The 26,325-nt window shown below is 71.5% G+C and carries 21 protein-coding genes; 12 read left to right on the forward strand and 9 right to left on the reverse strand.

Annotated features, from left to right (window positions below):
- Nucleotides 1–26 precede the first annotated feature (26 nt).
- Nucleotides 27–680, forward strand: coding sequence for a TetR/AcrR family transcriptional regulator (locus tag ACF062_RS20555; RefSeq protein ID WP_392140023.1), 654 nt, complete (start codon nt 27–29; stop codon nt 678–680).
- Nucleotides 681–804: 124 nt separating this feature from the next.
- On the opposite strand, the gene ACF062_RS20560 is transcribed toward ACF062_RS20555, so the two are convergent.
- A complete protein-coding gene (locus ACF062_RS20560; protein WP_392140024.1) occupies nt 805–1,743 on the reverse strand; it encodes a MerR family transcriptional regulator in 939 nt (312 codons plus the stop codon).
- Nucleotides 1,744–2,191: 448 nt separating this feature from the next.
- The gene (locus tag ACF062_RS20565; protein WP_392140026.1) at nt 2,192–3,373 is read right to left on the reverse strand and encodes a serine hydrolase domain-containing protein; all 1,182 of its coding nucleotides are present in this window, start codon (nt 3,371–3,373) and stop codon (nt 2,192–2,194) included.
- Between the two features lie 885 nt (nt 3,374–4,258).
- Between ACF062_RS20565 and lipB the strand changes: the two genes are divergently transcribed.
- A complete protein-coding gene (gene lipB / locus ACF062_RS20570; protein WP_392140028.1) occupies nt 4,259–4,957 on the forward strand; it encodes a lipoyl(octanoyl) transferase LipB in 699 nt (232 codons plus the stop codon).
- Between the two features lie 197 nt (nt 4,958–5,154).
- Here lipB and ACF062_RS20575 read toward each other — a convergent pair whose 3' ends face one another.
- From ACF062_RS20575 to ACF062_RS20600, 6 genes are all read right to left on the reverse strand, one after another.
- Nucleotides 5,155–7,284: a carbon starvation CstA family protein gene (locus tag ACF062_RS20575; RefSeq protein ID WP_392140030.1), complete on the reverse strand. Its 2,130-nt coding sequence runs from the start codon at nt 7,282–7,284 to the stop codon at nt 5,155–5,157.
- Nucleotides 7,285–7,355: 71 nt separating this feature from the next.
- Nucleotides 7,356–8,276, reverse strand: coding sequence for a BTAD domain-containing putative transcriptional regulator (locus ACF062_RS20580; protein WP_392140031.1), 921 nt, complete (start codon nt 8,274–8,276; stop codon nt 7,356–7,358).
- A 240-nt stretch (nt 8,277–8,516) separates the two neighbouring features.
- Nucleotides 8,517–10,367: a LuxR C-terminal-related transcriptional regulator gene (locus tag ACF062_RS20585; protein WP_392140033.1), complete on the reverse strand. Its 1,851-nt coding sequence runs from the start codon at nt 10,365–10,367 to the stop codon at nt 8,517–8,519.
- A gap of 157 nt (nt 10,368–10,524) precedes the next feature.
- The gene (locus tag ACF062_RS20590; protein ID WP_392140035.1) at nt 10,525–12,024 is read right to left on the reverse strand and encodes an MFS transporter; all 1,500 of its coding nucleotides are present in this window, start codon (nt 12,022–12,024) and stop codon (nt 10,525–10,527) included.
- Nucleotides 12,021–12,482 (reverse strand): hotdog fold thioesterase, encoded by a 462-nt coding sequence (locus tag ACF062_RS20595; protein WP_392140037.1) that lies wholly within the window; start codon nt 12,480–12,482, stop codon nt 12,021–12,023. Before ACF062_RS20595 ends, ACF062_RS20590 begins: the two co-directional genes overlap by 4 nt.
- Complete coding sequence (locus tag ACF062_RS20600) at nt 12,479–14,167, reverse strand: class I adenylate-forming enzyme family protein (protein WP_392140039.1); 1,689 nt, start codon at nt 14,165–14,167, stop codon at nt 12,479–12,481. The genes ACF062_RS20595 and ACF062_RS20600 overlap by 4 nt, the downstream gene beginning before the upstream one ends.
- A gap of 234 nt (nt 14,168–14,401) precedes the next feature.
- On the opposite strand from ACF062_RS20600, the gene ACF062_RS20605 reads away from it, so the two are divergent.
- The 10 genes from ACF062_RS20605 to fabI all read left to right on the forward strand — a co-directional run bounded on the left by ACF062_RS20605 (nt 14,402) and on the right by fabI (nt 24,987).
- Nucleotides 14,402–16,210, forward strand: coding sequence for an AMP-binding protein (locus ACF062_RS20605; RefSeq protein WP_392140262.1), 1,809 nt, complete (start codon nt 14,402–14,404; stop codon nt 16,208–16,210).
- Nucleotides 16,207–17,340: a beta-ketoacyl synthase N-terminal-like domain-containing protein gene (locus ACF062_RS20610; RefSeq protein ID WP_392140041.1), complete on the forward strand. Its 1,134-nt coding sequence runs from the start codon at nt 16,207–16,209 to the stop codon at nt 17,338–17,340. Before ACF062_RS20605 ends, ACF062_RS20610 begins: the two co-directional genes overlap by 4 nt.
- Nucleotides 17,337–18,296 (forward strand): beta-ketoacyl synthase N-terminal-like domain-containing protein, encoded by a 960-nt coding sequence (locus tag ACF062_RS20615; protein ID WP_392140043.1) that lies wholly within the window; start codon nt 17,337–17,339, stop codon nt 18,294–18,296. The genes ACF062_RS20610 and ACF062_RS20615 overlap by 4 nt, the downstream gene beginning before the upstream one ends.
- Nucleotides 18,297–18,366: 70 nt before the next feature.
- Entirely contained in the window at nt 18,367–18,627 is a 261-nt protein-coding gene (locus ACF062_RS20620) for an acyl carrier protein (RefSeq protein WP_223772559.1), read from the forward strand.
- Nucleotides 18,624–19,385, forward strand: a complete 762-nt coding sequence (fabG, locus tag ACF062_RS20625; protein WP_392140045.1) for a 3-oxoacyl-[acyl-carrier-protein] reductase — start codon at nt 18,624–18,626, stop codon at nt 19,383–19,385. The genes ACF062_RS20620 and fabG overlap by 4 nt, the downstream gene beginning before the upstream one ends.
- A gap of 50 nt (nt 19,386–19,435) precedes the next feature.
- The gene (locus tag ACF062_RS20630; protein ID WP_392140264.1) at nt 19,436–20,614 is read left to right on the forward strand and encodes a 3-deoxy-7-phosphoheptulonate synthase; all 1,179 of its coding nucleotides are present in this window, start codon (nt 19,436–19,438) and stop codon (nt 20,612–20,614) included.
- Between the two features lie 17 nt (nt 20,615–20,631).
- Entirely contained in the window at nt 20,632–21,402 is a 771-nt protein-coding gene (locus tag ACF062_RS20635) for a 2,3-dihydro-2,3-dihydroxybenzoate dehydrogenase (RefSeq protein WP_392140046.1), read from the forward strand.
- A 221-nt stretch (nt 21,403–21,623) separates the two neighbouring features.
- A complete protein-coding gene (locus ACF062_RS20640; RefSeq protein WP_392140048.1) occupies nt 21,624–22,247 on the forward strand; it encodes an isochorismatase family protein in 624 nt (207 codons plus the stop codon).
- Entirely contained in the window at nt 22,244–24,211 is a 1,968-nt protein-coding gene (locus ACF062_RS20645; protein ID WP_392140050.1) for an anthranilate synthase family protein, read from the forward strand. The genes ACF062_RS20640 and ACF062_RS20645 overlap by 4 nt, the downstream gene beginning before the upstream one ends.
- Entirely contained in the window at nt 24,208–24,987 is a 780-nt protein-coding gene (gene fabI / locus ACF062_RS20650; RefSeq protein WP_392140052.1) for an enoyl-ACP reductase FabI, read from the forward strand. Before ACF062_RS20645 ends, fabI begins: the two co-directional genes overlap by 4 nt.
- Before the next feature lie 53 nt (nt 24,988–25,040).
- Here fabI and ACF062_RS20655 read toward each other — a convergent pair whose 3' ends face one another.
- Entirely contained in the window at nt 25,041–26,228 is a 1,188-nt protein-coding gene (locus tag ACF062_RS20655; RefSeq protein WP_392140053.1) for a PLP-dependent aminotransferase family protein, read from the reverse strand.
- Nucleotides 26,229–26,325 lie beyond the last annotated feature (97 nt).

The raw sequence follows: 26,325 nt of genomic DNA on the forward strand, positions 1-26,325 counted from the left end.
GTTATAGCACGCGATACCGTCCTCAGGTGCCGAGAGTCGCCGACCATGACGCCCGCCACGGGCAGATCACCGACGCCGTCCAACGCCTGATCGTGCGAGACGGCCTCACCTCCGTGACCGTCGCGCGGACCGCCGCGGAAGCGGGCATGTCCGTCGGCCTGGTGCAGCACTACTTCACGGCGAAGGACGAGATGCTGCTGGCCACGTTCACCCGCGTCAACGGGCGCTTCACAGCACGAGTGGAGGAACTGGTGAACCGAGGGGAGGCCGAGGGCCGCACCATCGCCGAGATGCTGAGGCAGGCGCTGACCGAGCTCATCCCGCTCGACGACGACCGCCGCGGCGAATTCCTGGTCCGCCGCGCCTTCGCGGACCAGGCCGCGCACCACGCCCGCCTCGCCGACATCCAGAAGGAGACCCTCGTAGGCATCCGCTCACGCGTCGCCCAAGCGATCAGGAACGGCACGGTATGCGGCGAGGTCCCACAGGAGATGGACGCGGCTGAGCAGGCCCTGCACATCGTCGCGTTCGCCGAAGGACTCGCCCTGCACAGGCACATCGACCCCGACGGCACACCAGAACCGGCGATCCTCGCCGCGCTGGACCAGCAACTCGACCGCGTATTCACCGGACCCTGCCGAGGCACTCAGCTCCGTCAGGGGCCAAGAGGGTGGCGGTAACCGGCACGGCACGGCGTGCGCGTCCGACAGCCGCTGGCTCGGCCCCTTGTCCGCGCCTGCCCGGGGGTGTGCGCCGCTTGCCTGGCGGAGAAGAGGGCGTTCATGCCGCCCCGCGGCCGCCCCGTCATCCCTGTGTCCGAGCCCGCAGAGCAATGACGGCCCAGTCGAGCACCGGCCGCAGGCTCTCCGGCTCCGGCCAGCCGTTGATCACCGCGAGCAGCGAGGAGTACCGCTCTCTGCGGGGGTCGTTCATGCGTTCCAGTCGGACCAGGAACTGCTCCCGCGACGTGGCATCGTCACAGCGGTCGAAGAGATGCGCACAGCGGGTCATGAGGCCCGCGACGATCGGATCGGCCTGAAACGAGGCCGGGTCTACCCCCGCCGCCACGGCCGGCGCGATCTGGGCACGGACGATCGCAGCCAAGTCCTTGTGCGCCGCGGGTGGACCACCCTGGGCGTACCCGGCCGTCTGCTCCGCGGCCAACTGCCGCATGAGGTCGCGGAAGTCCGGGACCTGGGACAGCTCGGCCAGTTCCACCCACGCCTGGACCTGTTCCGTATCGGGGCTGTCCGGCAGTTCCGGGGTCATCGAGCGTTTGACCCCCGCGAACATGGAGCCGGTACCCACACCACCGAAGGCGGCGTCGAGGAAGTCGCCGACCAGCTGTTGGCGTTCGACTTCGGAAAGCTTGGCCAGTCTGTGCATCAGATGTGTCTCCTCGGGGGTAGCCCCACGCTCCGCCACGGCGGTCAGCACCGCACGCCGAAGCCGCAGGATTCGGATCTGCACGTCCAACGCCTCGGCATGCGCCGCGGCGACCTCCGACAGCGCGAGTTCCCGGTCCATCACCTTCCGGATGGCCGCGAGGTCAAGACCCAGGTCACGCAGGGTTCGCACAAGATCCAGGCGTGCGACGGCACCGTTGTCGTAAAGGCGGTAGCCGGCCGGGCTGCGGCCGGCGGGCGGTATGAGTCCGCAGTCGGAGTAGAACCGGATGGTCTTGACCGTGGCACCAGTCCGCCGGGCCAGCTCGCCGATGGAGTGGAGCGTGTGGCCGTTCATGTCCCCACCTTCAGGTCTCCCCCTGCTGGAGACTCAAGCGCGTGAGCTCGCGGTGGTCGGATTCTCACAAACGGTCCTTTCCCGGAGCAAGATCCGAGTTGCCCGGCACCTCGACATCCCGGACACCTGCCAGAGAGCTTTCAGCTCAGGTGGGAAGCCGAAGTCGAGCACATGCATCAGACGGGCGTCGCCGTTGGGAGCAGCCCACGTTCCTGGGGTACAGTAGATCTTGAACTGGTCGCCGAAACACGCGGAAACCAGCGATGCGTTGGTGGTCCAAGGAAAGACGCCCCGCTTCCTGCGGGGAAATGCAGGTGCAAGGCCTGCCCAGCGCTCGATCAAGGGGCCCGTACGCGTACTGCGCGTACGGGCCCCTTGCATGGACCGGCCCTCTCCTGGCGCGCATGAGGTAGGTACTCCGTTCGCGCCCGTCCCGTCCAGGGTCCCCTCAGTTCATATTGCACAGAGCGTTGTCGACGAACTGGTCGGTGCGGTCGTCGCGGTCGTCCGCCGCCATGTTGGTGGACCGCATCACGATGACCCCCTTCTTGCCCTTGTCGACGAAGCCGTTGGCGTTGAGATGACCGAGGGTGGTCCCGCCGTGCCCCCAGTAGCTGCCGCCGCAGCTGAGCCGCGTCTTGAAGATGCCGAGCCCCATTTCCTGCCTGACCGACGTCTCGCCCTCTTCGGGGGCCGGCACCGTCCTGAGCATTTGCGCCATCTGCCGCGGCTTCAGCAGTTTGCCGCCGAGGAGTCTCTGCCAGAAGCGGGTGAGGTCGTTCCGGGTCGTGATGAGGTCGCCCGCCGCGCCGCCCCAGGTCATGCTCAACTCGGTGCTGTCGATCAGCGGACCACCCGGCTTGAACTGGTGATAGCCCTTGGCGTGCGGCTGGGGGAGGCCGGTGCGCCTGCCCGGGGAGAAGGTGTGTTTGAGTCCGAGGGGTTCGATGATCCGGGCGCGAACCTCCTCACTCCAGTGCCGGCCGGTCGCCTCCTCGATGATCATCCCGGCCAGGATGTAGCCGGTGTTGGAGTAGCCCCAGCCCTTGCCGGGCTCGAAGAGGGGCTTGTCCCGCAGGGCCAGGCCGACGAGGTCGCGCGGCGCGTAATGGTCGAAGCGGTGCTCCTGAAACTTCTTTCCGTCGAGGACGGGGAGTGCCGCGGCATAATCAGGCAGGCCACTGGTGTGTTGCAGCAACTGCCGTACGGTGATCCGTCTGCCGTCATGGCCGTTGCCCTCGACCACTCCGGGCAGCCACTGGTGGACGGTGTCGTCCAGGCGTATGCGGCCCTCGCCGACCAGCTGCAGTACGACGGTGGAGACGAAGGTCTTGGTGTTGCTGCCCATCCGGAAGTAGCCATGGTCCGGCACCGGCCGGTCGGTGCCGAGTTCGGCGGTTCCGCTCCGCACGGAGCTGCGGTGCCTTCCGTCCACCAAGGTGGCCTCGGCGCCCACCACTCCGTCCTTGCGGACGATGTCGTCCAGGCCCCGCTGGAGGTCCGCCCGGCCGTAACCGGCTCTGCCACGGTCGTCGCCGGACCCGGCCCAGGCGGTGGCCACCGGCATCGCCAGCGTCGCCGCGACGGCTACCGCCGTCACCGACCCCAGGGTGTTTCGCAGGTGCGTCATGGTGGTTGCCTCACATGGCTGGAGAGAGTGTGTGGTCAGTGCGCTCGTCCCAAGATCATTGAGTCATGGGGGAGGGGCGTTCGGCCATGGAGGAATCCCCCTGACAGGGGGTGTGGACAACCCCAGGGGGAGAAGACGCGAAGAGCCCCGCCCTTTCGCCCGGCCCCCCACAAGACCTCGGTCACGGGCCGACAACAGCCGGGCACCCGGGGTGGACCGGGCGTCCGGATAAGGCGGGATCGGATTCCCGGCAGGGGCGCGCCGGCTGACAGAGAACGCCGTTCACCAGAGAAGGCCTTCCGCACCCGCCGCAGCACTGGGCAGGGGGAGTTGCCCGCGTGGGCACGGCAGAGGTCGTAGCGTGGGCCCGTGCCCGAACACCCGTACACACTCACCTCCGCATCGCCGAGCGCCCGTTGTGGGACGCGGCTCGCGCGTCGCGGCGCGTATCGGATGTCCACGGTGGTTGAGGCGGAGCCGTGGCGGTGACGGGACGCCGCAGGTTGTGGCGGTGGGTCGTGGCCGTATGGCTGGCCCTCATGGCCGCCGCGGGTGGGCTGACCCTGTGGTGGCAGGACACGGCAGAGCCGCAGCGATACGGCTGGGAGCAATCCGGCCCGACGCCGTCACTTCCCGAGCAGTGGAAGTCAGCGTGCCCGAGTGCCACGCCTGACGAGAACGGCCGAGTGCTCTGCTTCTACAGGATCCGTTAGCCGGACCATCGCTACGGAGCGCGGCGCCGCACGAGGCGAGGCCCGGGCGACCCCGTACAACGCGGCCAGGACCACACATCGCGCACCACCCCGCGCCCACGCTCCACCGCCAGGCTAAGGTCGGTGTCATATACAAATAGGGCGGAGGCCCGGCCAGTTGGGGAGGCGTGCAGTGACCGAGCGGGTGCTCGAACGCATTGACCTGGGAGAGGTGCCGTACGGCGAGGCGACCGAGGCGATGAAAGGGTGGGTCGAGCGACGCCGTGCGGGGGAGATCGAGGACCGGCTGGTTCTGCTGACGCATCCGCCGGTCATCACCTACGGTTCCCGGACGCCGCCGGACGAACTGCCCCGCGCCGACTCCCCGTTCCCGTTGGTCGAGGTCGACCGGGGCGGGCAGGCGACGTATCACGGTCCTGGTCAGCTGATCGGCTACCTGGTCATGCACCTGGGGGAGCGCGGCCCCGGTGATGTCGTGCGCTGGGTGGAGAACGGCCTCGTCCGCGCCCTGGCCTCGCTCGGCTTCGAGACCACGCGGCGTGACACGCCGCCGGGCGCGCAGAGCCTGGTCGGCGTGTGGACGCCGCGCCACGACAAGCTCGCGTCGATCGGCATGCGCATCCGGAACAAGGTGACGAGCCACGGCTTCGCGCTCAACATCGCACCCGACCTGGACGCGTTCACGCGGTTCACGGCGTGCGGGCTGCCCGAGGTGGCGATGACGTCCCTGACGGAGATGGCCGCGGAGCAGGGCAGGCCGGTTCCGACGGAGAGTGCCGTACGGGACGCGGTGGCCCGCGCGTTCGGGGCGGTGGCGCCCGCCGGGGCCCCGAACGCACCGGTCGGCCCCCACAGCGGTGTCAGCCGCTGACCCGGCCGGTCAGCAGCACCGCGCTGTCTCCCGGACGGTCTGCCGCGTGTGTTCGCGCCACAGGGCCCTGCGCGCGGCGGGGGACAAGGGCCCGGCCGCGTGGGCGGCGCACTGTCGCTCGAACGCCGCCTCGCCCGAGACTTCGCGCAGATATGCGCCCACCTTGCGGAGCACCGCGCCTGCCGTGACGAGCGGCCTCATGCGACGGGCTCGGATGCCGGTGCGCAGGGCGCGTCGGGCGACGTGGTCCGCGGGGTCTTGGGGGTCTCCGAGGTCGGCAGGGGGTCCGGGGACCGCAGAGCCTTGCACCAGACGCGTGCGGCGTCCACCACGACGATGACGACGAGGATGGCGAGGATCGCGGTGAGCGCGCCGTCGAGCGTGGAGTTCGTGACGATCTGACGCATCGAGGCCGCGTCGTGGGCGGGAGCGAGCAGCCGCCCCTCGTCCAAGGCCTCGGCATACCGCTGGCGTTGGGCGAAGAAGCCGATCGCGGGGTCGGTGGAGAACACCTTCTGCCAGCTCGCGGTAAGTGTCACGACGACGTCCCAGGCCAGCGGGATCGCGGTGACCCAGACCCAGCGGACGCGTCCTTGCTTGATCAGGACGGTCGTGCACACGGAGAGGGCGATGGCGGCGAGCAACTGGTTGGCGATGCCGAAGAGCGGGAAGAGCTGGTTGATGCCGCCCAGGGGGTCGGCGACACCGGCTCGCAGGAAGTACCCCCACGCCGCCACGACTGCCGCGCTGCACAGCCAGATGCCGGGCTTCCAGCTGATGTCGCGCATGGGGCGCCAGACGTTGCCGAGGGCGTCCTGGAGCATGAAGCGGCCCACGCGGGTCCCCGCGTCGACGGTCGTGAGGATGAACAGCGCCTCGAACATGATCGCGAAGTGATACCAGAAGGCCCGCATCGCCTCACCGCCGAACGCCTCCGAGAGGATGTGCGACAGTCCGAGCGCGAAGGTGGGAGCGCCACTGGTGCGGGCCACCACGGAGTGCTCGCCGACTGACGACGCGACCTGGTGCAGCGCCTCCGGAGTGATGGTGAACCCGAGGTGCCGCACGGCTTCCGCCGCTGACTCCGCTGTCGAACCGAGCATGGCGGCGGGCGAGTTGACCGCGTAATAGAGGCCGGGGTCCAGGACGCACGCGGCGATCAACGCCATGAGCGCGACGAAGGACTCCGTGAGCATCGCCCCGTACCCGACGAGTCGTACGTCCGACTCGCGCCGCACCAGCTTGGGCGTCGTCCCGGAGGAGATCAGGGCGTGGAAGCCCGACAGGGCGCCGCAGGCGATGGTGATGAACAGGAAGGGGAACAGGCTGCCGGAGAAGACAGGACCGGTGCCCTGGTGAGCGAACCGTGTGATCGGCTCCGCCTGCATACGCGGCAGCGCCAGCACGGCCCCCACGGCCATCAGCCCGATGACGCCGACCTTCATGAAGGTGGAGAGGTAGTCACGCGGTGCCAGCAGCAGCCACACCGGCAGGACGCTCGCGATGAATCCGTACCCGATGAGAATCCACACGATGGTGGAGGGGGCGAGGGTGAACGCGTCCGCCAGGGCGGGCGTGCGGCTGACCCAGTCGCCGCCGATGATCGCGAGCAGCAGGAGCACCCCGCCGATGGCGCTGGTCTCCAGTACCTTCCCGGGCCGTACGACGCGGAGCCAGAACCCCATGAACAGCGCGATCGGCAGAGTCATCGCGAGGGAGAAGGCGCCCCAGGGAGAGTCGGCGAGGGCGTTGACGACGACCAGGGCGAGCACCGCGAGCAGGATGATCATGATGGCGAAGACGGCGAGGATCGCCGCCACACCACCGACCGGGCCTATCTCGTCCCGTGCCATCTGGCCCAGGCCCCGGCCGTCACGCCGTACCGAAAGGAAGAGCGTCACCATGTCCTGGACGGCGCCGGCGAACACGGCCCCCACAACGATCCACACGGTGCTGGGCAGGTAGCCCATCTGCGCGGCGAGGACCGGCCCCACCAGCGGCCCCGCCCCGGCGATGGCCGCGAAATGGTGGCCGAACAGGACGCGGCGGTCGGTGGGCACGAAGTCGACGCCGTCGTCCAGGCGCTCCGCCGGGGTCCGGCGTTCGTCGTCCGCGCGCAGCACCCTGCGGGCTATCCACCGGGCGTAGAAGCGGTGGGCGATCGCGTACGTGCACAGCGCGGCCAGCAACAGCCATGCGGCGCTGATGTGTTCACCGCGGGAGAGGGCGAGTACCGCCCACCCCGCGGTCCCGGCGACGACCACGCCGGTCCACAGCACGATGCGCGACGCGCGGCTGCCGCTCGTGCGCCGATCCTGCGAAACCATGAATGCACTCTTCCTGGGGAGCTGAAGACGGGAACTGGTGTGTTGCGTGTCAGGTGTTACGCGTTGCGGTATTACGAGCGAACTCGCGCGCCGTGCGGGCCCATGAGCCGGGCCATAAGGCGGCCGATGCGCTGCCTTTCCGCACGGAGCGAGGCGTTTTCTCGTTCCAGCAGGGCCAGCCGGGTCTGGGCATTGTGTGACAGTGCGGAATCTTCGTCCTTCAGCTCTGGATTCTGCTTCAGAATTTTTACTTCCAGAGCGCGAAGGCGATGTGAGGGATCTATTCCGAGTTCTTCCGCGAAGCGGCGTTTCATGTCCCGATAGGCGTTCAACGCGTCCGCCTGGCGGCCCGAATGGTAAAGGGCGGTGATGAGCTGGGACTGCAGGCGTTCACGGAAGGGGTGCTCGGCGGCGCTGGCCGTCAGTTCCGGGACGATGCGGTGGTGCCGGCCCAGCTGGAGCTCCAGGCCGAAGCAGCGCTCCAGGGCGCTCGCCCGCTCCTCGTCGAGGCGGGCCGCGGCGGCCCGGACGAGGGGGCCGGTCAGGCCCTCGGCGGCGGGCCCGCGCCACAGGGCGAGCGCCGCACGCAGCAGCCGCACGGCCTCGGCGGCGTCCCCGTCGGCCTCGGCCCGCCCGGCGTGCTCCAGCGCGCCGCGGAAGCGGTGCACGTCGACGCGGCTCTCGGGCAGGTTCAGACGGTAGCCCTGGCTCTCCGTGCTGATCACGTTCCGCAGGCCGGCGTCGGCCAGGCGGCGTCGGAGCCGGGACACGCAGATGCGCAGCTGTGCCTCCGCCGTCTCCGGAGCCCGGCCGCCCCAGATGCCCTCGATCAGCCGGCTGCCGCTGATGGTCTTGCCGACATCCAGCAGGAGCAGCGCGAGAAGTGTTTGCTGGCGCACTCCGGCGATGGGCACCTCTTGACCCTTCGTACGGAACTCCAGCGGGCCCAGGAGGTCGAAAGAGAATTCGCCAAAAATATCGTCCGGCTGCATTTTAACTCCCCCGTGGGTGGTGCATTGGGTGACGCAACGCTACATCCGTACTGGCGGGTAATGGTGTGTGGCGAGTGTCACATCAACAAGTTGTTGAAGGCGGTAAACCTGGAAGGTGTCTCAGGCAACTAAGAGCTGGGAGAGTTGCAGGAGTATGCCATTTTCCGGCTATCGAACGTCCCTGGGGAAAGGCGAGACAAGGTAAGGGAAAGGGAAAGGCGTGGCCGCGGCTGGCGGCCCTCAGCGCATCAATCGGGCCAGTTCTACACGCGAGGTCACGCCGAGCTTCCGGAAGATCTGACGGAGGTGGTAGTTGACGGTGTGCGGCGAGCACGAAACCCGGTTGGCCACCTGCTTGTTGGTCAGGCCCTCGGCCACGAGGCGGGCGATACGGCGCTCGGCCGCGGTCAGTACGGCGCCGGCCGGCGCCTCGGCACGCTCCGGGCGCGACGGAGCCCCGGCGGGCTCGGGCCGGCTCTCGCGGGCCGCACGGAGCAGCGGTTCGAGGCGGGCGAGCGCGGACAGCGAGCCGATGGCGCGGTACCGCTCCGCCGCTGCCCGCAGGTGCCGCAGTGCCGCACCGCTGCCGGGCCCGTGCCGTTCGACCAACAGGAGCCCCAGGTCCTCGCTCGCCGCGGCGGCGGCCCAGGGCGCACGATGCTCGGCGGCCGCGTACTCAACGGCGTCGGCATCTTGGTGCAGCAGGCCCCACGCGTGTCCCGCCGCGGCGGCGAGGCCGGGGTGCCGCGGGTTCTGCTCCGCGAGCCGTTCGACGCGGCGCGTGACCGCCGCGGCCAGCGAGTTCTCACCCGCGGCGCGGCTCAGCCGCACCAGGCGGGCCGCGGCGCCGGGGTCGCGCAGGAACAGGGAAGGGCTGGTCAGCAGCGAGGGGAACCGCTCCACCAGGAGGTCCACCGAGCCACGTGCGTCCATGCCGCTCGTGGCCACCAGGAAGTCGGCCCAGCTGTGCCGCAGCGAGGGGAACGTGCCGGGCTGGGCGACGAGTTCCATGCGTGCCCGCCACACCTGGTCGGCCGCCTCGCCCTGGTGACCTCGGGCCAGTGAGAGCAGCGACAGCAGGGACAGGCCTTGCGACGCCGCCAGATGGGCCTGGGCACGCTGCGCGAGCGCGACCCCGGCGCTCACCTCGGCCTCCGCGGCGTCCGTATGGCCCGTCCCGAGCAGCAGCCGGCCGCGCACGATACCCGCCTCCGCCAGCGCGCGCCGGTGACGCAGCCCTTCGGCCAGGTCCCGGCTCCGGGCCAACTCGGCCTCCGCCTCGGCGAATTGCCCCAGCTGGACCAGCTTCACGGCCAGGGCGAGCGAGGGGTACGGACGCCAGGCGGCAGGCAGGGTTCCGTGGTCGGCACGCAGCGCCTCACGCCCCCACGCCAGCCCCTCGTCGAGCTGCCCGGCCGCCCACTCCAGGTTCGACAGGACCACCGCCGCGACGACCGACGCGGCCCCCTGCCGCTCCTTCATGACGATGGCCCGGGCACGGTCCCGCTTCCCCTGCTCGTCATGGCCGAACAGGGAGAGCACCAGGGCGGCCTCCGCCTCCGCCGGTCCGGTGTCGCGAGCCGGGGAGAGCGCCTCGACCAGCGCCTGGCGCATCGCCGCCTCGGTCCGCACGTCGAGAGGGTGGTCCGGACTGTCCTGGGAGAGGAACAGGGCGGACACCAGGGAATCCGAAGCGCCATGGGCGTTCGGGAACGGCTGCCGCGCCGGGCGGGGAGCGGTGACGTCGCGCAGCAGTGTCCGCCGTACCGGTGCCGGGATCCTGGCGTTGAGCGCCCGGCGCGTGTCGGGGGACCGGAAGGCGAGACGGTCACCGGAGAACCGGATGAGCCCGGCGGAGATCGTCTCCTCGAGGGCGGGCAGCATCGACAGGGTCGTCACCGACTGCACCCTGGCGATCTCCTGAAGACTGAACACGTCACCGACGAGTGCGGCCGCCTGCGCGAACTGCCGGGCGGATTCGGAGAGATCTCCGACGGCCGCGCCAGGCACGGTCTTCGTGCCCGTCGCGCTCGTCGCTTTCCTCGCGGTCGTGTCGAGTCGGGGTTCGTGCGGTGCAGCGTGGTCCAGCATGCGAGACATCCATCAGCTCTGATCGGCCGGTTCCGGTGTGTGCCCGGTGAGTCTGCTGGTCCCCCCGGGGACCAACAAGCGCTGGAGGCCGTGACGAGCGTGATGGATGCCGTGGTGATACACGCGTGATGCGTCGCGGATACGGGTGATCGTCTGCTTACCGCTCCCGGGCGGTTTCCCGCGTGGATACCGGGGTGGATTCCCGCGCGGTGATGCGACGGAACACCCACATCATGGCCATGACGATGAGGAGCATGAACACGCACACGGAGGTGGCCGCCACCATCGCGTCCGGATAGCCGGTGCCCGGCGAGCGGTCCCCGGCCGTGGTGAAGAACACCGCGCCGACGACGGCGATACCGGCCGAACTCGCGAACTGCTGCGCCGTGGTGAGCGCCCCCGACGCCATGCCCGCCTTCTGCGGCGGCACGTCAAGGAGCGCCGCGCCGATCAGGGAAGGCAGCACGACCCCGTTGCCCAGACCCACCAGGCACAGACAGCCGCAGATCCAGACGACCTCGGTGTCCGCACCGGCCGACCGCACGCGCAGCAGCAGCGCCAGCAGGCCGGCAGCGGTCACCGCCGCGCCCGCGATCAGGGCGTTCATACCGAACCGGGCGGTCAGGCGCTTGCCGATCATGGACGTCGCCATGTAGCTGAGCCCCATCGGTGTGAAGGCCAGACCCGCTCCCACCGGGCTGAGTGAGAGGCCGCCCTGCAACAGCAGCGTGAGCGTGAAGATGAAGCTGCCGAAGTAGATGTAGAAGGCCGCGCTCGCGATGATGCCGGCGCGGAAGGACGAGCCGTGGAACAGGGTCAGGTCGAGGACCGGTGCCCCGCCCCGTGCGGCCAGGGCCCGCTCCCACCACAGAGCCAGCGCACCGAGGACCACGCCGCCCGCCATGGACAGCCAGGTCCACGCCGGCCAGCCCGACGAGTGCCCGAGCGCCAGCGGAACCAGGACCAGCGCGAGGGCGACGCTGATGCCGGCCGCGCCCACCGGGTCGATGCCCGTACGCCGGCCCGTCTCGGCCTTCGGGAGCACCCGCGGGGCGAGCAGCGCGACCACGGCGCACACGGGCACGTTCACCAGGAAGATGACACGCCAGCCGAGACCCGCGATATCGGCGTCCAGAAGCAGCCCGCCCAGGAGTTGCCCCGCGATCGAGCCGATGCCGGCCGTCACGCCGTACGAGGCGATGGCCCGGGGCCGCTGCGCCGGAGTGAACGTGGCCGTGATCGTCGCGAGGACCTGAGGGGCCAGCATGGCAGCGGTCAGCCCCTGGAAGAGACGAGCCGCGATGAGCTGCCCCGGACTCGCGGCGATGCCGCACAGCAGGGAGGCGAGGCCGAATCCGGCCATGCCGAGCCCGAACAGCCTGCGGTGCCCGTAGAGGTCGCCGAGCCGCCCGCCCGTGATCATGCCGCTGGCGAGGGCGAACGCGTAGCCGCCCACGATGAGTTCGAGTGCCGTGGCCCCGGCGCCGAGGTCGGCCTTCAGGGAGGGTGCCGCCACGTTCACGACGAAGAAGTCGAACTGGGCGATGAAGGTGCCCGCCAGCAGGACGGTCAGCACCGCGGCGGCGGACGGGCCGCGGCGGGCCGGGGCGTCGGCCTGCTGGGTCTGCGCGGTGGTGGGGGGAGCCGCGTCGGTCATTTCCTACCTCGTTGCATGCGCTGAGCGGTGTTGGGGGCGACGGTGATCCGGGCGGAGCATGTGCGTCGTCCGGCCTCGTCGGTGATGACCACGTCGTACGAGGCCGACGTCGGGCCGAGCGCGAGAGCCGTGGCCACGCCGGTGACGATGCCGCTGCGTACCGGCCGGTGGTGCGTGGCGTTGATGTCGACGCCCAGGGCGATGTGGCCGCCGCCGGCGTGCAGCGCCGCGCCGATCGAACCGAGCGTCTCGGCGAGCACCACGGAGGCGCCGCCGTGCAGCATCCCGTACAACTGCTTGTTGCCTGCCACCGGCATGGTGCCGACGAGCCGTTCGGGCGATGCCTCGACGAGCTCGATGCCCATGCGCGCGGCGAGCGTCTCGGGGGCGCCGGGCCGGGTGATCCATGCCGACAGGTCGGCGGACTCGCCCGTCCCGGGGTGGGGGGAGCGGGTCATCGGGCCGTGGCGTCCTTCGTGTCGGCGGCGAACCGGCCGGTGGCCGACGCGGCGTAGGCGTCGAGGTCCGCGTACCGTTCGCGCAGCACGCGCTTGAGGACCTTGCCGGTGGAGCCGGTGGGGATGTCGGCGGCGTCCCGGGCCAGCTCCAAGAGCGCCAAGGGCGGCTGACCGGCCTCGCGGAGCCCGGCGTTGGCGCGGGCGAGCAGCTCCGCGGGGTCCGCGTCCTCGGGCGCCCTGACCACGGCGACCGGAGCGGGGACGCCGCCCCGGTGGCCCGCGGCGACCGCGCAGTCGGTCACCTCGGGCAGGGCCAGCAGGAGGATCTCCTCCATCAGCACCGAGTAGCCGGGGCCCTCGGGCGTGTGGATCGCGTCCACCGCGCGGTCGATGTGGAAGAAGTCGTCGCCTTCCCGGTAGGCGAGGTCGCCCGACAGCCAGTAGCCGTCCAGCTTGCTGCGGTAGTACGTGTCGGCGTCGTTCCAGTAGCCGGGGATGACGGAGTTGCTGCGCAGGGCGAACAGGCCGACCTCGCCGTCGGCGGCCGGGGTGCCGTCCTCGCGCAACACCGCCACCTCGCCGGCCGGTACCGGGTTGCCGAGGAAGCGGGGCCGGGGCGGGGTGTCCTGGGTGACGTAGCGGCGCAGCGTGGCCCACCCCAGCTCCGAGGAGCCGAGGCCGTCGCTGAAGACGGAACCCGGCCGGCGTTCGCCGTCCACGAGGTGGTGGCCGTAGCGGATCAGCTTGCGGATGTGGGCGTCGTGCGCCGAGTCCCCGGTGTTCTGCCACTCGCGGACCGACGTGAAGTCCTCGGCGTCCAGGTCCATGGCGGCCAGTTCCGAATAGGTCTGGTTGAACGCCAGGATGCGGGTCGGCCGGTGCTCGCGGGCACCCCGCGCCACCCCCGCCCCGCTCTGGTCGGAGAAGGAGATCAGCGGCAGGCCGCACAGCAGCGAGTAGAAGGTGTACGCGATCGCCGACGAGTGCGACTGCGGCACCGCCGACAGCATCACCGTCGGGTCCTCGGGCACGGACAGGCGCCAACCCGGCCCGGCCAGGCTCTGCTTGTGCGCCCAGATGACCGGCTTCGGGTTGCCCGTCGTCCCGGAGGAGTGGCACAGGAAGACCGGGTCGTCGTCGCCGTGCCGGTACCGCGCCCCCGAGGGCAGCGTCCTGCGGCCCAGGCCGCGCGCGTCATCGCCGGTGACCGTCCAGCGCAGGCCCGCGAGCTTGCCGTGGCGCCCCTCGAGCAGGGCGAGATGGGCGGCGTCCGTGTACAGGCCGGCGGGATCGGTGCGCGCCATCAGACCGAGGGCGAGCTCGGGGTCCATGCGGCCGTTGATGAGCAGGGGGATGGCGCCGAGCCGGGCCAGCGCCGCCAACTGGAGCTGGTCGTCGAAGGAGTCCTCGATGTAGACCGCGACCCGGTCACGGGGGCGCACTCCCCGGTCCCAGTAGAACGACGCCCAGGATTCGGCGAGTTCGTCGAGCTGGCGCACATTGAATTCCGACTGCGGAATCCCGTCGAGGTTCATGACGGGCCGGTCGGCCACCAAGCACGTCAGTTCCGGATGCGGGCTGAGTTCGAGCGCCTTTCGCCACGCGTTCCCACCGCCCACGGACGCGTCTTCGTATATGCGTTGGCGGGCGTCCTGGTCGAGCATGGATTGCGTCGTGAGCGGCATGTTCACCTGGCCTTGATGGGTGGCGGAGCAATGCGCGCCGAGCGGCACGCCACGTCTGTGACGAGGCTAGACGCTGTTCCGTGGGCACCGAAACTACTCGAACGAGTAGGTGAGTCGGCGGAGCGCCTACTTGTTCGTGCGAGGTGCGCGCCCAGGCCGGCGGGCTAACTTTTCGGCCATCGGCAGAAAGGGAATCCACCAGTGACCACGCGAAGAGACCTCGCAGGCGAGAAGGTGCGCGAGATCGTGGCAACGGTTCTGGAATTGGAACCGTCCGAAGTGGGCGAAAGCGACCGGTGGGTGGATGAACTCGGTATGACCTCTCTTGAGAAGGTCGAGGCCATCACGCGGGTTCAGGAGAGCTTCCACACCGCGCTGTCGCCGCAACAGGCCGCGACGATCGGGTCCGTGGCCGACGCGCTCGCCGCACTCGCCGCCGCGGGCGGCGGCGCGGCGGCGGATCGCCATACGGACCACCACGCGGACCACGGCACGGCCCCCGGTCCAAAGGCGGCACACGACCTCGTCGAGCGCCTGGTGCGCCACCGGCTCGCCACCGGAAACGGCGGCGCGACGGCGTATGTCGACCCGGACGTGGGGCGTCTTTCGTACGCCGAGTTGTACGCCGCTGCCCGCGACTACGCCGGAGACCTGCGCGAGGCCGGTGTCCTGCCCGCCGAGCGCGGTGTGGTGGTGGCCGAGGACTCCGTCGCGACGGTGGTGGCCGTACTCGGCCACTGGTGGCACGGGTCCGTGCCCGTCGTGGTGAGCCCTCTCCTCGACCACCAGGACATCGTCTTCACGGTGGACGACTGCGCGGCCCGCGTGGTGCACGTCGACGGCTCCGACACTCTGCGGGCCGCCCTCCACGCGGCCTTGGCGTCCCGGACGCGCTTCGACGGGCAGGACCTGCGCGACAAACTGACGGCACGTCATGGCGTGGCGGAGGAGCGACCCGGTGCCGCCCCGCCTCCCTTCCGGTGGCCTGCGGACGCCGAGGCCCTCGTCCAGTACACCTCGGGAAGTACCGGAAACCCCAAGGGCGTACGGCACTCCGCGGCCGGCCTGGTCGCCATGGTCGAGGGCTTCGGCGGTGAACTGGGTCTGCGCCCCGACGACCTGCTCCTGACCACGGCCCGGCTCTCCTTCGGCTACGGCTTCGGCAACGCGGTGCTGTGCGTTCTCGCGGCCGGGGCCGGCGCGGCCCTGATCCGCGGGGCAGTGGACCCCTACGTGGCGGCCGACGCCCTCAGCACACACCGGCCCACCGTGTTCTGCTCCGTACCGCGCCTCTACGCGGCGCTGCTGGCGCTGCCCGGCCAGGACAAGGACGCGTACGACACCGTGCGGCTGTGCACGACCGCGGGGGAGAACTGTCCGCCGCCGCTCACCGAGCGGATCCGGTCGGCGTTCGGTGCCCCGCTCGTGAACTGCTTCGGCGCCACCGAACTCATGCACGTAGCCCTCGTCACGCCGCAGGACCGCACGGTGGAGGGCACACTCGGCCTCCCCGTCCGGGGCGTACGTGCCCGTGTCCTGGACGACGACGGGGCCGAACTGCCCGACGGGCAGGACGGACGGCTCCACATCGCCGGGGCCACGGTCGCCCTCGGATACGTCAACCGGGCCGACGCAAACCGCACGGCCTTCGCGGACGGCGGCGCCTACACCGGCGACCTGGTGCGGCGCGCCCCGGACGGGTCCTTCAGCTACCTGTGCCGGGCGGACGACATCCTCAACATCGGTGGCTACAAAGTCATACCCGCCGAGATCGAGAACGTGCTGCGCGCCGTCGAGGGCGTCGCGGCCTGCGCGGTCGTCGCCGGCCGGGACGCGGACGGCCTGGAGCAGGCGGTGGCCTGCGTACAGCCCGCCGACGGCGCCGACCCCGCGCGGCTGCGCCGCCGGGTGGTCACCGCCGCGCGACGCCACCTGCCCGCCCACAAGCGGCCTTCCCGCGTGGAGCTGTTCAGTCGGCTGCCCACCACCGGCAGCGGCAAGATCGCGGCGCACGCCCTGCGCGGACAGGTGGCCGGCACATGACCTGGGACATCACCGGCCTTGGCGTCGTCAGCAGTGTCGGCGCGGACGCCCGCGCCACGTACGACGCGCTGTGCGCCGGGCGCGACGGCCGTGGGCGGGTCCGCTGCTTCGACCCGGCGGCGTACCGGGCGGGTCACGCGTACGAGATCGACGACCGGGGTGCCGACGGCGACCGGCCGCTGCGCGCCACCGGCTGGCTCCTCACGGCGGTCGAGCAGGCCGTCGCCGACGCCGGGCTCGGCGACGACCTCGGTGACATCCCGGTATTGGTCGGTACCACCTTGCGCGAACAGCGCAGCGTCGAGCTGTGGTGGCGCGGCGGACCCCCTGTGCCGGTCGACGAACTGCACTTCGGGACCGCTCTGCGGCGCCGCTTCGACGTGACGACGAGCTACACCTTCGCCAACGCCTGCGCCGCGTCCCTGTACGCCCTCGGCATGGCCACCGACATGATCGCCCTGTCGCAGGCCGACACGGTCGTCGTGGCGGGCACCGACTCCATCGCGGAGTCGACCTTCGCCGCCATGGACCGCGCCCAGACACTGGTGCCCGACGCCGCACGGCCCTTCGACCGCGCGCACAAGGGCATGGTCATGGGAGAAGGCGCCGTCGCCGTGGTCCTGACGCGTGCCGGAGCGGGGCGGGGGAGTACCGCGGCGCGGCTGCGGGCGGTCGGCCTCAACTGCGACGCGGGCCACCCGACGGCTCCCGACCCGGCCGGTATCGCGGCAGGTGTCCGGGACGCCCACCGGCGGGCCGGGGTGAGCCCAGACGCCATCGACCTGGTGATGCTGCACGGCACGGGCACCGCCCGCAACGACGAGACCGAGGCGGCGGTCATGTCCGAGTTCTTCGCCAACGCGGACGGACCAGGCCCCCTCATGACGGCGATCAAGTCGGGGGTGGGCCACACGCTCGGCGGCTCCGGGCTGCTGAGCCTGGTGATGGCCGTGCTGAGCATGCGGCACGGCACCGTGCCGCCGGTCATCGGACTGAGCGACCCGATCGACGAGGCGGCGGGACTGCGCCTGGTGCACGGCACCGGAGCGCCCGCACGGATCGGCCTCGCCCAGGTCAACGCGTTCGGATTCGGCGGCATCAACGCCGTAGCGGTGGTGGAGAAGGCGTGAACAACGAACCGACGGCACAGCCGTCCGCCGTGGTGGTGACCGGAGCGGGACTCGCCGTGCCCGGCCTCACCGGCCCCGCGGACCTCCTGTACCCGACCGGCGGCGGTGAGCCGTTCGACCCGGAGACCGCCCTGAAGGGCCGCGACCTGCGGCACAAGGACCGCGCGACCCGTCTCGCCCTGCGCGCGGTCGAACCGGCGCTGCGCGACGCCGGGTTGTACGGGCCCGACGGTCCGCGGTTCGACGGCGCGCGCGCCGCCGTCGTCGTCAGCTCCAACACCGGCAACCTCGACAGTGTCTGCGCCTACGTCGACACGGCCGCGCGGCACACCTCCCGCGCGCTGAGCGCGACGGGCCTGCCGCAGACCTCCACCAGCGCCATCGCGGGGTGGATCGCCGGCGCCTTCGGCCTGCGGGGCCCCGCCGTGACCCTCAGCAACGGCGCGACGAGCGGCCTCGACGCCCTCCAGTGGGGCCGCAACCTGATCGCCGCAGGCCGCGCCGACACCGTCGTCGTCACGGGCGTCGAACCGCACAACGACGTGGTGCACAAGCTGTTGGGCGCCCGGGCCGTGGACGGCGCGGCCACCGTCGTACTGGAATGCGCCGCGCACGCGGCCGGGCGCCGCGGCCGGGCACGTGCCGTGTGGCGGGGCCACGACCGCGGCCGCCACCCCGCCGACGTCCTGCGCACGGTGCTCGACCCTGGCGCCGGACCGGTCGGCCTGTGGCTGAGCGGCTCACCGGACCCCGACCGGGCGCACCTGCCGCGGGACACGCCGCTCGTCGCGCTGCGGCAGACCTTGGGGGAGTGCGGCGGGGCGCTCGGTGTCCTGCAGTGCGCCGCCGCGGTCGCCTACTTCGACGGCGGCGGCGACGGCCTGGTGCTCGCCACCGCCCACGCGGCGGACGCGTCGGCCGCGGTGGCCTTCACGCCGCCCCGTACGGCCGCCTGACTCTCCCCGGCCGTCCCCCCCACCCCCTTCCCGTCCTTCTCCCGTTCTTTTGAGAGACAAGGAACCACACATGTCCCACAGCACCTCCACCCCCGTCGACCTGGAAGAACTGCGCGCGCTGATGGCCGTCACCTTCGAGCTCGCGCCCGAGGAGATCACGGACGACGCCCACTTCACGCGGGATCTGGGCATGGACTCCCTCATCACCCTGGAGATCGCCACCCGCCTGGAAGACCGCTACGGCGTCGACGTCACCGACGAGGAGCTCAAGAGCATCAGCACCCTGGGCGGCGTGCACGAGCTGGTCCGGCGCAAGCTCGCGGCCGCATGAGCGCGCCGTCCGCCCCTGCCACGGCCCGGCCCGTGGCCCTGGTCACCGGCGGCTCCCGTGGCATCGGACGAGCCGTCGTGGCACGACTCGCCGGGGAAGGCCACGACGTGGCGTTCTGCTACCGCTCGAACGAAGCCGCCGCGAAGGAAGCGGCCGACATGGCGGTCGCGGCCGGAGCCCGCGTGCACCTCGGCGCCGTCGACGTCACCGACCCCGTGCGGGCACGGGAGTTCGTCGCCGAGACGGAACGCGAACTCGGCCCGGTGCACACGGTGGTCAGCGCCGCGGGCATCACCCGGGACCGGCCCCTCGCCCTCATGGAGGACACCGAGTGGCGCGACGTGCTGTCCACCAACCTCGACGGCACCTACGCGATCTGCCGGGCCGCGATCTACCGCATGATGCGCCGGAGGACCGGCAGCGTCATCACGCTGTCCTCCGTCGCCGGCGTGTACGGCAACGCCACCCAGACCAACTACTCCGCGTCGAAGGCCGGAATCATCGGCTTCACCCGGGCCCTCGCCAAGGAGTGCGGCCCCTACGGCGTACGCGCCAACGTCGTCGCCCCCGGCTTCATCGACACCGACATGACCGCGGCGCTGGGGGACACGGCACGCGACCGGCTCAGGGACCGCATACCGCTGGCCCGGTTCGGCGCCCCCGACGACGTCGCCCACCTCGTCGCCTTTCTCGCCTCCGACCGCGCCGCGTACATCACCGGCCAGGTCCTCGGCGTCGACGGCGGACTGGTCGTGTGACCGGCCATCCCGACCGTCGTACGCCCTCAGCTCGCATGGGAGAGACATCAGTGGACAACGCCCTGCTCGACCTCCGGCACATGGAGGCCCCGCAGCAGCCGCCCTGGGAGGATCCGGCCCAAGTGGCGCGGGTGCGCGGGGAACTCGCCGCGCACCCCGCCCTCGTACGGGCCGAGGACGTGGCGGTCCTGCGGTCGCGCCTCGCCGAGGTCGCCGCCGGTGAGGCCCATGTGGTCCAGGCCGGCGACTGCGCCGAGGACCCTGACGACTGCACGGCCTGGCACGTCGCACGCAAGTGTGCCGTCCTGGACCTGCTGGCCGGAGCGCTGAAGCTGACCACGGGCCGTCCGGTGATCCGGGTGGGACGACTGGCGGGGCAGTTCGGCAAACCGCGCTCACAGCCGACCGAGACGGTCGCCGGGCGTGAACTGCCCGTGTACCGGGGCCACATGGTCAACGGCCCCGAGCCCGACCCGGAGAGCCGCCGCCCGGACCCACTGCGGCTGCTCACGGGCTACATGGCCGCCGACGACATCATGGGCCACCTCGGATGGACCGGGACCCGGCGCGCCGCCGGGGCCGAGCCCCGGGTGTGGACCAGCCACGAGGCCCTGCTGCTCGACTACGAACTGCCCATGCTGCGCCGCACCGAGGACGGCGGCCTGCTGCTCGCCTCGACGCACTTCCCGTGGATCGGTGAGCGCACACGCGGCCTGGACGGCGCGCACGTGGCGCTGCTCGCCGAAGTGGTCAACCCGGTGGCCTGCAAGGTGGGCCCGGGCATGACCGCCGAGGAGCTGGTCCGCCTGTGCGAGCGCCTCGACCCGCTGCGGGAGCCCGGCCGGCTGACCCTGATCGCCCGCACGGGCGCGGCCCGGGCGGCCGACGTCCTGCCGCGCCTGGTCGCCGCCGTCCACGCCCAGGGACACCCGGCGATCTGGCTCACCGATCCCCTGCACGGCAACACCGTCTCGGCCCCCGACGGGCGCAAGCGGCGCTACACGGACACCGTCCGGCAGGAGATCGAGGCGTTCCAGGCAGCCGTGCGCGCGGCGGGCGGCATCGCCGGTGGACTGCATCTGGAGACCACGCCGGACGACGTCCTCGAATGCCTGCCGGGCGGTCCCGCCACGGAAGGCGGGGAGCCGGCCGGCGCGTACACCAGCCTCTGCGACCCCCGGCTCAACCCCGCCCAGGCGACCGCCGTCGTGGCGGCGTGGCGACCCTGAGACACGGAAGGAACACCATGCAGGACAAGACAGCGATCGTCACGGGAGCGGCGGGCGGGATCGGTGGCGCGGTCGCCGCGGCCCTCGCCGGGAGAGGTGTCAGGGTCGCCGCGGTCGACCGCGACGCGCACCGACTCCAGGAGTGGGCCGCCGAGGCGAACGCGGCAGGGCACGCGGTGACGGCGTTCCCCGCCGACGTCACGGACGCCGACGCCGTGCGGACCCTGGTCGACACCGTCGAGCGGACTCTCGGCCCCGTCGACTTCCTCGTCAACGCGGCCGGGGTGCTGCACCTCGGCACGGTCATCGGTTTCGGCGACGAGGAGTGGGCCCGCACGTTCGCGGTGAACACGACCGGCGTCTTCCACCTGTCCCGGGCCGTGGCGGAGCGGATGATGCCCCGCCGCACGGGAGCGATCGTGACGGTGGCCTCCAACGCGGCCCGCACCCCGCGCGCCGAGATGGCCGCCTACGCCGCGTCCAAGGCGGCGGCCGCCCAGTTCACCAAGTCCCTCGGGGTCGAGCTCGCCCCGTACGGCATCCGCTGCAACGTCGTGGGACCGGGATCGACCGACACCCCGATGCTCAGCTCGATGTGGCAGGACGCGTCCGGCCGCGAGGCCACCGTCCGGGGCCGACCCGAGGTGTACCGCCTGGGCATTCCGCTGGGCCGGATCGCCCGGCCCGAGAACATCGCCGACGCAGTGGTGTTCCTGCTGTCCGACGCGGCGGCGCACATCACCCTGCACGACCTGACGGTCGACGGCGGAGCCACCCTCGGCGCCTAGGGCCTGTCTGACAATTCCCGCCTGCCTCGCGACGCCATGCACGCACTCTCGCCGCACCGGGCGCAGAGCCAAGTACATCCAGTACGAGGCCCTACGCCCGGCACGCCGAGAGCACGCACCTGACGCCGCGAGGCCGCCCTCCGGGCGACGACGCGATTTGTCAGACAGGCCCTAGAGCCGACGTGTGCGTGCCCCCGATCCCGCCCTCCGAAAGGACCGCCATGCCTGGCATCCCGCCCATCGCGCCCTACCCGATGCCGACCAGCGGCGACCTGCCCACCCGCATACCCCGCTGGACGGTCGACCCCGGCCGGGCCGTGCTGCTCGTGCACGACATGCAGCGCTACTTCCTGCGGCCGCTGCCCGAGGCCCTGCGCGCCGACCTCGTCCGCAACACCGCGGCGCTGCGCGAGCACTGCGCCCGCACCGGCATACCCGTCGCCTACACGGCACAGCCCGGCGGTATGACGCCCGAGGAGCGCGGACTGCTCAACGACTTCTGGGGCCCCGGCATGCACGTCGATCCCGCCGACCGCGAGGTGGTCGAGCCGCTGACCCCGGCCGACGGCGACTGGGTGTTCACCAAGTGGCGCTACAGCGCCTTCTTCAAGTCCGACCTGCTTGAGCGCATGCGTCGGCACGGCCGCGACCAGCTCATCGTGTGCGGCGTGTACGCGCACGTGGGGGTGCTGGCGAGCGCCGTGGAGGCCTACACCCACGACATCGAGACGTTCCTCGTGGCCGACGCCGTCGCCGACTTCGGCGCCGACGACCACCGCATGGCCCTGGAGTACGCGGCGCGCACCTGCGCCGTCGTCACCACCGCGAAGGAGATCCTCGAATGAGCGGCGCCCCGTCCGCCGACCTGCTCGGGCACGTGCTGTCGGCCGCGCCCGGAGCCTTCGCCCTGCTGCACCGCCCCAAGACGGCGGGGCCCGGCGTCGTGGACGTCCTGACGGGCGAGGTGTCCGCACACACCACCCTGGACGCGCTGCCCCTGCCGCCGGCCGCGCAAAGGACCGGCACCGCTCACCACGAGGTGCTGACCGTCGTGCCCTTCCGGCAGGTCGTGGAGCGCGGCTTCGACTGCGCCGACGACGGGACGCCGCTGCTCGCGCTGACGGTGCGCGACCAGGCGACGGTGCCGCTCGCGGACGTCCTGGCCCGCGTGCCGGACCACGGGATCCGGATGAGCGGCGGGCACTTCGACGTGTCCGACGACGACTACGCCGACATCGTGAGCCGCGTGATCGCGGACGAGATCGGCACCGGGCAGGGCGCGAACTTCGTCATCAAGCGTTCCTTCGTCGCCGAGATCGCCGACTACGGAGTACCCAGCGCGCTGGCCCTGTTCCGGCGGCTCCTGGCACGGGAGTCGGCGGCGTACTGGACCTTCGTGATCCACACCGGTGAGCGGACCTTCGTCGGCGCCTCGCCGGAGCGGCACGTGAGCCTGCGCGACGGCACCGCCGTGATGAACCCGATCAGCGGCACCTACCGCTATCCGGCCGGCGGCCCGACCCTCTCCGGCGTCCTGGACTTCCTCGCCGACCGCAAGGAGGCCGACGAGCTGTACATGGTCGTGGACGAGGAACTCAAGATGATGAGCCGGGTCTGCTCCGACCACGTGCGCGTCGTGGGGCCCTACCTGAAGGAGATGTCCCGGCTCGCCCACACCGAGTACCTCATCGAGGGCCGCACGACCCGCGCGCCGCAGGACATCCTCCGTGAGACGCTGTTCGCCCCGACCGTCACCGGCAGCCCGCTGGAGAGCGCCTGCCGCGTCATCGCCAGGTACGAGCCGGTCGGCCGCGGCTACTACAGCGGCGTCGCCGCGCTCATCGGCAGGGACGAGCACGGCGCGCGGACCCTCGACTCGGCCATCCTGATCCGTACCGCCGACATCGACCGCGCCGGGCACCTCGCGATCGGCGTCGGCGCCACCCTCGTACGCCACTCCGATCCGGTGTCCGAAGCGGCCGAGACACGTGCCAAGGCGGCCGGTCTCGTCGCCGCGCTGCGGGACGAGGCACCGACCCGCTTCCAGGACGATCCGCGGGTCCGCTCGGCGCTGCGCCGGCGCAACGACCCGCTCGGCGGGTTCTGGCTGACGGGGCGGCAGGAGCAGGCGGCGCGCGGCGACCGGCTCGCCGGACGGCGGGTCCTGGTCGTCGACGCCGAGGACACCTTCACGTCGATGATCGAGACGCAGTTGCGGTCGCTCGGCCTGACGGTGGCGGTACGGCGCTTCGATGAGCCGTACGCCTTCGGTGACCACGACCTCGTCGTCATGGGACCGGGCCCCGGTGATCCGCGCGCGTCGGGTGACCCGAAGATCGCCCACCTGGACGGCGCGATCCGCGAACTCCTCGACACCGGACGGCCGTTCCTCGCGGTCTGCCTCAGCCACCAGGTGCTCAGCCGCGCGCTCGGTCTCCACCTGGTCCGCAGGGACGAGCCCAACCAGGGCGTCCAGCGGGAGATCGACCTCTTCGGCCGCCGCGAGCACGTCGGCTTCTACAACACCTACGCGGCGCGCAGCACGCGCGATGTCATCGACGGGCCGTACGGGGCCCGGGTCGAGGTCAGCCGCGACCGGCACACCGGCGAGGTGCACGCCCTGCGCTCACCGCGCTACGCGTCGATGCAGTTCCACGCGGAGTCCGTGCTCACCCGGCACGGTCCGCGCATCGTCGCCACCCTGCTGTCCGGCCTCACGCCGTTCGCCGCACCGGAGCGTGCCGCTGCCCCTGTACCCGTGACCGCCGCAGCGGGCGGCGGCACCGAGCAAGGATCTGTAAGGACATGAGCGGAATACTCAGCGGAAAGAACATCCTGGTCACCGGGGTGCTCACGGAGAAGTCGATCGCCTTCCACGCCGCGCGGCTCGCCCAGCGGGAGGGTGCGCGGGTCGTGCTGACCGCGTTCGGACGGCGCCGCCTCGTCGAACTCATCGCCGCACGGCTGCCCGAGCCCGCCTCCGTCGTCGACCTGGACGTGCAGAACACCCAGCACCTGGACACACTCGCCGACCGGGTAGCCGAGCACCTCGGCGACGACGCGGCCCTCGACGGGGTCGTGCACTCCATCGCGTTCGCGCCGCAGGACGCCCTCGGCGGCAACTTCCTGCACACCGGCTGGGGTTCGGTCGCCACATCCCTCGAAGTGTCCGCGTACTCGCTGAAAGCGCTGACCGTCGCCGTGCTGCCGCTGCTGGAACGGCGCGGGGGAGCGGTCGTCGCGATGGACTTCGACGCCCAGCAGGCCTGGCCCCACTACGACTGGATGGGCGTCAGCAAGGCGGCACTTGAGGCCACCAACCGATACCTGGCACGGTACCTGGGGGACCGGGGCATTCGCTGCAACCTCGTCTCGGCGGGCCCGATCCGGTCCATGGCCGCCAAATCCATCCCGGGCTTTGGCGAGTTGGCCGACGCCAGCACCTCGCGGGCGGCACTGGGCTGGGACCTGGAGGACCCCGAACCCGCGGCCCGCGGTGTGGTGGCCCTCCTGTCGGACTGGTTCCCCAAGACCACCGGCGAGATCGTCCACGTGGACGGCGGTACGCACATGGTGGGGGCATGAGACCCGAGGTCCGGCGCCGCACGCGCCGGACCCGCGTGGGGGAGGGGGCCGGTTCAGCCGAGCAGTGGGGCCAGCCGCTCCACCCCCTTGGCGATCACCACGGGGTCGTGGGCGGCGAAGGACATGCGCAGGGTCGCCCGGTCGCCCTCGCCCGCGAAGAACGGCGCTCCCGGTACGAACGCCACGTCGTGCTCCACCGCCCGCGGCAGCAGTTCCACCGCGTCGTACCCGTCCGGCAGCCGCACCCAGACGAACATCCCGCCGTCGGGGCGGCTGCACGAACTCCCTTCCGGCAGCACCCCGTCCAGCGCGTCGAGGAGCGTGGCACAGCGCTCCGCGTACGCCGTCCGGCAGCGGGCGAGATGCGCGTCCAGGTCGCGGACGGCCAGGTAGCGGGCGGCGGCCGCCTGGTCGACGGCCGACGTGTGCAGGTCCAGGGACTGCTTGGCCACGGCACAGGCGCGACGCACCTCGGCCGGGGCGTGCAGCCACCCCAGGCGCATGCCGGGAGCGAGGATCTTGGAGAAGCTGCCGAGCAGCACGGTGCGGTCGGCGGCGTCTGGCAACCGCGCGATCCACGGCAGGCGTTCGCCGCGAAAGCGCAGCTCGCCGTACGGGTCGTCCTCGACGATCCACAACCCGTGCCGCGCCGCGAGCCGGGCCAGAGCCGCGCGGCGGTCTGCCGGGAGCGTGTGTCCGGTGGGGTTCTGGAAGGTGGGTACCAGGTAGATCGCCTTGGGGCGGTGCTCGGCCACGAGCCGCGGCAGCGCGTCCACGTCGATGCCGTCGGCATCCGTCGGCACCGGCACGGCCCTGACCCCCGCCCGCAGGAAGCACTGGAGGGCCGCGAGGTAGGTGGGGTCCTCCACCAGAACCGTGTCACCAGGGCCCAGAAGGACGCTCGTCAGCAGGGACAGCGCCTGCTGGGATCCGGTGGTGACGAGCAGGCTGTCCGGGCCGGTCGTGAGTCCGCCGCGGGCCAGGCGGGCGGCCACGGCCTCCCGCAACTCCGGGTCGCCCTCGGTCAGGGAGTACTGAAGCGCCCGGTGCGGGCTGTGGGACAGGACGTGGTCATAGGCCGCCCGTATCCCGTCCGTGTCGATGAGCTCCGAGGCCGGCAGGCCACCGGCGAACGAGATCACCTCGGGGCGGGCCGTCAGCGCCAGTGCCTCGCGGATGACCGAACTCCCGGCCGCGGCGCCGCGGAGGGCCAGGGCGGGGGGCGGGACCGTGTCGTTCATGAGAATTCTGCTCCGTAATCGATGAGTGGAATGCGCGAACCCTTGGGTAATCCCATGGATAAACCCACGGGCAAGCGCGGCAGAGGTAAAAGTAGGA

The sequence above is a fragment of the Streptomyces sp. NPDC015345 genome (genome assembly GCF_043078805.1).
GTDB lineage: Bacteria > Actinomycetota > Actinomycetes > Streptomycetales > Streptomycetaceae > Streptomyces.